We start from the raw sequence: 8237 nt of genomic DNA on the forward strand, positions 1-8237 counted from the left end.
CAGCTTGACGTGCGGCCGGTCCCGCTACAGCTTGGGCGGGAAAACATCCATCTTCCGGAAATTCCATGACGAAGCTGATCATCTTTACCGACCTGCACATGGTGCCCGAAGGCACGACCATCATCGGCCTCGACCCCTATCAGCGCCTTGCCAACGGCATTGCGCATGTGAACCGCTACCACGCGGATGCCGACCGGGTGATCTTCACCGGCGATCTTGCCCACAATGCCGATCGCGTCTCCTATGAGCGGCTGAAAGGTCTTATCGACCAGCTGATCCCGCCGGCCGCGATCATGGTCGGCAATCACGATCGGCGCGACGTGTTTCTCGACGTCTTTGCCGAAGCGGTGACGGACGACGATGGCTTCGTGCAGCAGGTGATCGACTTTGACGATTGCCGGGCGATCCTGCTCGACACGCTGTTTGCGCCGCCCTACGACTACCCCAACAGCCATGCCGGCCTTCTGTGCCAGAAACGCCTCGCCTGGCTCGATCGTCAGTTGGCCGACGCCGGCGACAAGCCAGTGCTCATCTTCATGCATCATCCGCCGCACGCGACCGGCTTCACCGGCATGGACATGATCCGCCTGGTCAACGAAGTCGAGTTCTATGCGCTGGTGAAGAAACACGGCAATGTGCGCCATATCTTCGCCGGCCACGTCCACAGAACGATCAGTGGCTCGAGCCGCGGCATACCCTTCTCCGTCTTCAAGAGCCCGGTGCACCAGCAGCCGATGCCGTTCGATGCGCCGGATGCCTCGCTTTCGGTCGACGAACCCGCCGCCTACGGCATTGCCGTGGTGACGATGGATGGCGTCCTCGTTCATACCGAGGACTACGAAATCGCCCGCAGAGATGCCGCCGTGGCATGACAGGGCATTTCGGCCGGCTGCCCTTCATGCTAAGTTGGCCCATGACCCAAGCCACCGCCACCGATGAAATCCTCGACTGTCAGAGCTGCGGCGCCTGTTGCGCCTACTCCTCCGACTGGCCGCGATTCTCGATGGAGACGGACGAGGAGCTCGATCTGATACCGGCGGAGTATGTCGCCGCGGATCTCGGCGGCATGCGCTGCGAGGAGAACCGTTGCACAGCCCTTGGCGGCAAGCTCGGCGTGCATGTCTCGTGCAAGATCTACGCGGTCAGGCCGATCGTCTGTCGCACCTGCATGCCCGGTGACGACGAGTGTCTGATGGCGCGCGAACGGCACTTCGGGCAGGCCGCGTAGAACTTAGGATCATCCGGCACTCAAGCTTACCTTCCGCATCCCCATCGGTTTGGCGGCGCCGCGGTAGTGAAACATTCCGAGAATGACGGAATTTGCCGGATGGATGTTCGGCGGCACGACGCGTATTTTCTGCCCATGAAATCAGAGGCGCATTGCGCCTTGTCACCGCCTTCCGGAGGACCGCGTTCGATGAGCCAGACCCAGCTTCAAAAATCCAGCCCAAAGGCCGATGCGGCCCCGGCACCCTTTGCCGACTTCGCACCGCCGATCCGCGCGCAGAGCACGCTGCGCCAGGCGATCACCGCCGCCTACCGCCGGCCCGAGACCGAAGCCCTGCCGTCGCTCGTCGAAGCCGCAACGCTGCCGGCCGAGACGCAGAAGGCAGCGGCCAGGACCGCCCGCAAACTGATCGAAGCCCTGCGCGCAAAACACAAGGGTTCCGGCGTCGAAGGGCTGGTGCACGAATATTCGCTGTCGAGCCAGGAAGGCGTGGCGCTGATGTGCCTGGCCGAAGCGCTGCTGCGCATTCCCGACACGGCGACGCGCGACGCGCTGATCCGCGACAAGATCGCCGACGGGGACTGGAAGTCGCATCTGGGCGGCGGCCGCTCGCTGTTCGTCAACGCCGCGACCTGGGGTCTGGTCGTTACCGGCAAGCTGACGTCCACCGTCAACGACCGCAGCCTTTCGGCCGCGCTGACGCGCCTGATCGCCCGCTGCGGCGAACCGGTGATCCGCCGTGGCGTCGACATGGCGATGCGGATGATGGGCGAGCAGTTCGTCACCGGCGAAACCATCGACGAGGCGCTGCGCCGCTCGCGCGCGCTCGAGCAGAAGGGCTTCCGCTACTCCTACGACATGCTGGGCGAAGCCGCGACCACGGCCGCCGACGCCGAGCGCTACTACCAGGATTACGAGACGGCGATCCATGCCATCGGCAAGGCATCGGCCGGACGCGGCATCTATGAAGGTCCCGGCATCTCGATCAAGCTTTCGGCGCTGCATCCGCGCTACGTGCGCGCGCAGTCGGCCCGCGTCATGGACGAGCTTCTGCCGAAGGTGAAGGCACTCGCCGTCATCGCCAAGAAATACGACATCGGCCTCAACATCGATGCCGAGGAAGCCGACCGGCTGGAACTCTCGCTCGATCTGCTCGAAGAGCTTTGCCTCGATAAGGACCTCTCGGGCTGGGACGGCATGGGCTTCGTGGTCCAGGCCTATGGCAAGCGTTGCCCCTTCGTGCTCGACTTCATCATCGACCTCGCCCGTCGCTCCGGCCGCCGCGTCATGGTTCGTCTCGTCAAGGGCGCCTATTGGGACGCCGAGATCAAGCGCGCCCAACTCGATGGCCTCGAAGACTTCCCGGTCTACACCCGCAAGATCTACACCGACGTCTCCTACATCGCCTGCGCCCGCAAGCTGCTGGCGGCAACGGACGTGATCTTCCCGCAGTTTGCCACCCACAACGCCCAGACGCTCGCCACCATCTACGAACTGGCCGGCAAGGACTTCCAGGTCGGCAAGTACGAGTTCCAATGCCTGCACGGCATGGGCGAGCCGCTCTATGACGAGGTCGTCGGCAAGGCCAATCTCGACCGGCCGTGCCGCATCTATGCGCCGGTCGGCACCCACGAGACGCTGCTTGCCTATCTGGTTCGCCGCCTGCTCGAAAACGGCGCCAACTCCTCCTTCGTCAACCGCATCGCCGACCCCAAGGTCTCGATCGACGAGCTGGTCGCCGATCCCGTCGACATCGTGCGCGCCATGCCCGTCATCGGCGCGCCGCATGCGCAGATCGCCCTGCCGGTCGGCCTCTTCGGCGATGCACGTCCGAACTCCGCCGGCCTCGACCTTTCCAACGAGAGCTCGCTCGCATCGCTGACCGAGGCGCTCAAGGCAAGTGCTGCCGTCAACTGGCGCGCGGTTCCGCAGCTGGCAACCGGTCCGGCAGCAGGCGAGTCCCGCCCCGTCGTCAACCCCGGCGACCACCGCGATATCGTCGGCACTGTCACCGAGGCATCGGAAGCGGACGCCCGCCAGGCGGCAAGCCTTGCCTCGAAGGCGGCGTCGAGCTGGTCGGCGGTTTCACCGGCAGAGCGTGCCGCATCCCTGGTGCGTGCCGCCGACATCATGCAGGCCCGCATGCCGACGCTGCTCGGCCTGATCGTGCGTGAAGCCGGCAAGTCGCTGCCGAACGCCATCGCCGAAGTGCGCGAAGCGATCGACTTCCTGCGTTACTATGCCGAACAGACCCGCCGCACCCTTGGCCCTGCCCACAAGGCGCTCGGGCCGATCGTCTGCATCAGCCCGTGGAACTTCCCCTTAGCAATCTTCGCCGGCCAGATTGCCGCGGCGCTGGTCGCCGGCAACCCGGTGCTGGCAAAGCCGGCTGAGGAAACCCCGCTGATCGCCGCCGAAGGCGTGCGCATCCTGCACGAAGCCGGCATCCCCGCCGACGCGCTGCAGTTCCTGCCCGGTGACGGCCGCATCGGCGCGGCACTGGTTGCCGCCCCCGAAATCGCCGGTGTCATGTTCACCGGTTCGACCGAGGTCGCACGCCTCATCCAGGCGCAGCTTGCCGACCGGCTGTCGCCGTCCGGCCGGCCGATCCCGCTGATCGCCGAAACGGGTGGCCAGAACGCCATGATCGTCGACAGCTCGGCGCTCGCCGAACAGGTCGTCGGCGACGTGATCGCCTCGGCCTTCGACAGCGCCGGCCAGCGCTGCTCGGCGCTGCGCGTGCTGTGCCTGCAGGAAGATGTCGCCGACCGTATTCTCGCCATGCTCAAGGGCGCACTGCACGAGCTGAAGATCGGCCGTACCGACCGGCTTTCGGTCGATGTCGGTCCGGTTATCACCGCGGAAGCCCAAGGGATCATCGAGAAGCATATCGAAACCATGCGCGGCATGGGCCGCAAGGTGGAGCAGATCGGCCTCGCATCTGAAACCGAACTCGGCACCTTCGTACCGCCGACGATCGTCGAACTCGAAAAGCTCGCCGATCTCAAGCGTGAGGTCTTCGGCCCCGTGCTGCACGTCATCCGCTACCGCCGCGACGACCTTGATCTTTTGATCGACGATATCAACGCGACGGGCTACGGCCTGACCTTCGGCCTGCACACCCGCCTCGACGAAACGATTGCCCATGTCACCGCACGGGTGAAGGCGGGCAACCTCTACGTCAACCGCAACGTCATCGGCGCCGTCGTCGGCGTGCAGCCCTTCGGCGGCCGCGGCCTTTCGGGCACCGGCCCGAAGGCCGGCGGTCCCCTCTATCTCGGCCGTCTCGTTGTCACCGCCCCGGTGCCGCCGCAGCACAGCTCCGTGCACACCGATCCGGCACTGCTCGATTTCGCCAAATGGCTCGACGGCAAGGGTGCCAGGACGGAAGCCGAAGCGGCCCGCACCGCCGGCAGCAATTCGGCACTCGGCCTCATCTCCGAGCTTCCGGGCCCGGTTGGCGAGCGCAATCTCTACGCCCTGCATCCGCGCGGCCGCGTGCTCCTGGTGCCCGCGACCGAAACCGGCCTCTACCACCAGCTCGGCGCAGCACTTGCGACCGGCAACGCCGTCGTCATCGACGCGGCATCGGGCCTGCAGTCCTCGCTGAAGCATCTGCCGGCCAGCGTTTCTGCCCGCCTGTCCTGGTCGAAGAATTGGTCGGCCGACGGTCCGTTTGCCGGCGCGCTGGTCGAAGGCGAAGGCGAGCGCGTCCGCGAGGTCAGCAAGGTGATCGCCGGCTTGCCGGGGCCGCTGGTTCTGGTCCAGGCCGCCTCGACCGGCGAGATCGGCCGCAACCCGGACGCCTATTGCCTCAACTGGCTGCTGGAAGAGGTGTCCACCTCGATCAACACGGCCGCCGCCGGCGGCAATGCCAGCCTGATGGCGATCGGCTGATCGCCGTAAGGCTAACATTGACGACACCTCTCCCCGCACGCGGGGAGAGGGAAACGATCTAGGTGCTTGATCCCTGTGCTTGTCCCAGGGATCAAGCCGCGCCGCGTCTGTGGCGCGAAAGAACTGTCCCAGAGAAACGCAAAAATAAGTCTCCCACGGCGCGGACGCACCGTGACTGGATTCCTGTGACAGGCACAGTGATGAGGGTTGAATAACCTGGGATGGCGCCAATCCGCCCAATCCGCTATCAGCGTTGAACAAACGGAAGCAGCGGATGTTCACCCTCAAGCACATCGAAACGGCAACACAGGACGTCAAGAAGAGCCGGTTTCTGGCAATCTGCGCGCCCGTGCCCGACGAGCAGGCGGCGAGGGCCTTCCTCACCGCCCATTCGGACCCGGCGGCCAACCACAACTGCTGGGCCTGGCGCATCGGCCAGGCCTATCGCTTCAACGATGACGGCGAGCCGAGCGGCACTGCGGGCAAACCGATCCTTGCTGCGATCGACGGGCAATCGCTCGATCGCGTCGTCGTCGTGGTCACGCGCTGGTTCGGTGGCATCCTGCTTGGCAGTGGTGGCCTGATGCGCGCCTATGGCGGCACCGCGGCGCTCTGCCTGCGCGCGGCCGAGAAGATCGAAATGATCGAGACGGTGCACGCCACCATTGCCTGCGACTTTGCCGATCTGGCGCTGATCAAGGCCCGTCTTCTGGCCCGTGACGTGACGATCGCCGGTGAAACCTTCACCGACAAGGGGCCGGTGATGACCGTCGACATGCGCAAGGACGAGGCGGACGGCATTTTTGCCATGGTCACCGATCTCAGTCGCGGGCGCGCGGTCATTTCTACCGAAGACTGACGACTTCCCTTTGCAGGTCAAATCATCATAAAAACGACCGACAAACTGAATAACCGACAACAATATCGACGCCAGGGAGATGATCAGCATGAAAACGAGAATTCTGGGCAAGACGGGCGCGACGATTTCCGAGGTCGGCTTCGGCGCGTGGCAGATTGGCGGATCCTGGGGCGACGTCAGCGAAACGGACGGCAAGCGCGCGCTGAATGCAGCACTCGACAGCGGCGTCACCTTCGTCGACACCGCCGACGTCTATGGCGACGGCCGGTCCGAAAAGATCATCGCCGCCGTCCTGAAGGAGCGCGGCGGCGAAAAGCCGTTCGTCGCCACCAAGGCCGGACGCAGGCTGAACCCGCACGTCACCGAAGGTTATACCGGCGCCAATATCGAGGCCTTCATCGATCGCAGCCTCGGCAATCTTGGCGTCGAAACGCTGGATCTCGTGCAGCTTCACTGCCCGCCGACCGAAGTCTATTACCGCCCGGACCTGTTCGGCGCGCTCGACCAGTTCGTCACCAAGGGCAAGATCCGCCATTACGGCGTCTCGGTCGAGAAGGTCGAGGAAGCGCTGAAAGCGATCGAATATCCGGGCGTCGCCACCGTCCAGATCATCTACAATATCTTCCGCCAGCGCCCGCAGGACCTCTTCTTCGCCGAAGCGAAAAAGAAGCATGTCGGCGTCATCGTCCGCGTACCGCTCGCCTCCGGGCTGCTATCGGGCAAGATCACCCCCGACACGGCGTTTGCCGCCGACGACCATCGCAACTTCAACCGCCATGGCGAAGCCTTCGACGTCGGCGAGACCTTCGCAGGCGTGCCGTTCGAGGCGGCGCTGGAAGCCGTCGAGCAGCTTCGCCCGCTGGTGCCCGTAGGCGTGCCGATGGCGCAGTTCGCGCTGCGCTGGATCCTGGAGCAGGAAGCCGTCTCCGTCGTCATCCCCGGCGCCCGCAACGAGGCGCAGGCGCAATCCAATGCGGCTGCCAGCGCGCTGTCCGCCATCGACGAAGAAACCAGGGCCGCCATCGCCGCGCTTTACGAGCGGCTGGTCAAGGTTCATGTTCATCACCGCTGGTAGAATGCATCGCCGCTGCCGACCGGCCTGACCGACGGTGGCTGACACGGCCCTGGCGGGCACACAGACGCGCCAGGGCGGGAGAAGGGACCATGGCCGACCCTTTCATGCTGCAACGATTTGTCGACGCTCAGGAGCGCGTCTATGCGGCGGCGCTCGACGAGTTGCGACGCGGCCGCAAGGAGACCCACTGGATGTGGTTCGTCTTCCCCCAGCTTGCGGGGCTCGGGCATTCGCCAATGGCCGAGCGCTTCGCCGTTTCCGGGCTCGCCGAAACCAGGGCCTACCTCGCCCATCCAATCCTCGGGCCAAGGCTCATCGACTGCACCGAGACCGTCAACGGGATTACGGGGCGTTCGGCACACGAAATCTTCGCAAGCCCTGATGATATGAAGTTCCGCTCGTCGATGACACTGTTTTCGAAGGCGTCAGCCGCGGGCAACGTCTTTGGGCAAGCGCTCGATCTTTATTTCGCGGGGGAAGAGGATCGGCGGACGCTCGATCTGCTCGGCCGGTCTTCGTCAGGATGACAGGCAGGCGCTCGGTGGCGGCAGGCGCCACGGGCGTTCGGTTTGCGGGTCCCGGTTACACGCCGTGCGCAGCGCTCGCGAGGAAGAACAGGATCACGAAAGCGCAGACGGAAAGCCCGGCAACGATCACCAGCAGCTCTTTCATCATGTAACGATACATCGGGCGCCTCCTTTCCATCAGCCGTACGGCTCTTTTTATATGGGAATCGGACCGGCCGTTTTTCAGTCGCAGGCTTCAAAAGATCGTGAGGATGCCCTCCCCTTTTCCGGCCGCCGCAGACGCCTCCGGATGCTTTCGTCCGCCCCTCATCAGGCGCAACGCAAGTAAGCAACCTCTACGTTATATTATACTAATACATAGATTTATCACAACCGTTCTTGCGGCTCACCGAGGCACATCATGGTCGGATGGAACGGCGAGCCAGTCCCTGTTTTTTGAGTCGCAACGCAAGTGTGGCGCCGACGAAGAAGCCTCGCAAACATAGCCGGATCTTCAATCAACCGAATCGGGCGCGCGTGCGCTTGTGGCCGCAGCACGGCCCTGAATCCAGGTTAACGGTCAAGCTGCGATGATTTCGGCCATGTATTGAGGGTTTCGGCCGGCTTTGTTTCGTCTGAGCTTGATGCTGCGCTTGTCTTTATGGCTTCGAA

General features: G+C 64.3%; 6 protein-coding genes. All 6 read left to right on the forward strand.

The genetic code is table 11. From position 1 onward, the window contains the following. The first annotated feature begins 65 nt into the window (after positions 1-65). The 6 genes from BC363_RS12580 to BC363_RS12605 all read left to right on the forward strand — a co-directional run bounded on the left by BC363_RS12580 (position 66) and on the right by BC363_RS12605 (position 7586). Positions 66-872: a phosphodiesterase gene (locus BC363_RS12580; RefSeq protein ID WP_065781420.1), complete on the forward strand. Its 807-nt coding sequence runs from the start codon at positions 66-68 to the stop codon at positions 870-872. Between the two features lie 41 nt (positions 873-913). Continuing rightward, positions 914-1228 carry a YkgJ family cysteine cluster protein gene (locus BC363_RS12585; RefSeq protein WP_053248941.1) on the forward strand — a complete coding sequence of 105 codons (315 nt, stop codon included), beginning with the start codon at positions 914-916 and terminating at the stop codon, positions 1226-1228. Between the two features lie 189 nt (positions 1229-1417). After that, the gene (putA, locus tag BC363_RS12590; RefSeq protein ID WP_065781421.1) at positions 1418-5125 is read left to right on the forward strand and encodes a trifunctional transcriptional regulator/proline dehydrogenase/L-glutamate gamma-semialdehyde dehydrogenase; all 3708 of its coding nucleotides are present in this window, start codon (positions 1418-1420) and stop codon (positions 5123-5125) included. A gap of 274 nt (positions 5126-5399) precedes the next feature. After that, on the forward strand, positions 5400-5984 hold the full coding sequence (locus BC363_RS12595; protein WP_065781422.1) for a YigZ family protein: 585 nt from the start codon (positions 5400-5402) through the stop codon (positions 5982-5984). Positions 5985-6072: 88 nt separating this feature from the next. Beyond that, positions 6073-7059 carry an aldo/keto reductase gene (locus tag BC363_RS12600; RefSeq protein ID WP_065781434.1) on the forward strand — a complete coding sequence of 329 codons (987 nt, stop codon included), beginning with the start codon at positions 6073-6075 and terminating at the stop codon, positions 7057-7059. 89 nt (positions 7060-7148) lie between these two features. Further along, positions 7149-7586 (forward strand): DUF1810 domain-containing protein, encoded by a 438-nt coding sequence (locus BC363_RS12605; RefSeq protein WP_065781423.1) that lies wholly within the window; start codon positions 7149-7151, stop codon positions 7584-7586. Positions 7587-8237 lie beyond the last annotated feature (651 nt).

Source organism: Ensifer sp. LC384, assembly GCF_001695865.1.
Classification (GTDB): domain Bacteria; phylum Pseudomonadota; class Alphaproteobacteria; order Rhizobiales; family Rhizobiaceae; genus Ensifer.

Bases quoted from the DNA above. Each gene is read 5' to 3' on its own strand.
- BC363_RS12595 (WP_065781422.1), top strand. From the start codon at position 5,400: ATGTTCACCCTCAAGCACATCGAAACGGCAACACAGGACGTCAAGAAG.
- BC363_RS12585 (WP_053248941.1), top strand. From the start codon at position 914: ATGACCCAAGCCACCGCCACCGATGAAATCCTCGACTGTCAGAGCTGC.
- BC363_RS12580 (WP_065781420.1), top strand. From the start codon at position 66: ATGACGAAGCTGATCATCTTTACCGACCTGCACATGGTGCCCGAAGGC.
- BC363_RS12600 (WP_065781434.1), top strand. From the start codon at position 6,073: ATGAAAACGAGAATTCTGGGCAAGACGGGCGCGACGATTTCCGAGGTC.
- BC363_RS12605 (WP_065781423.1), top strand. From the start codon at position 7,149: ATGGCCGACCCTTTCATGCTGCAACGATTTGTCGACGCTCAGGAGCGC.
- putA (WP_065781421.1), top strand. From the start codon at position 1,418: ATGAGCCAGACCCAGCTTCAAAAATCCAGCCCAAAGGCCGATGCGGCC.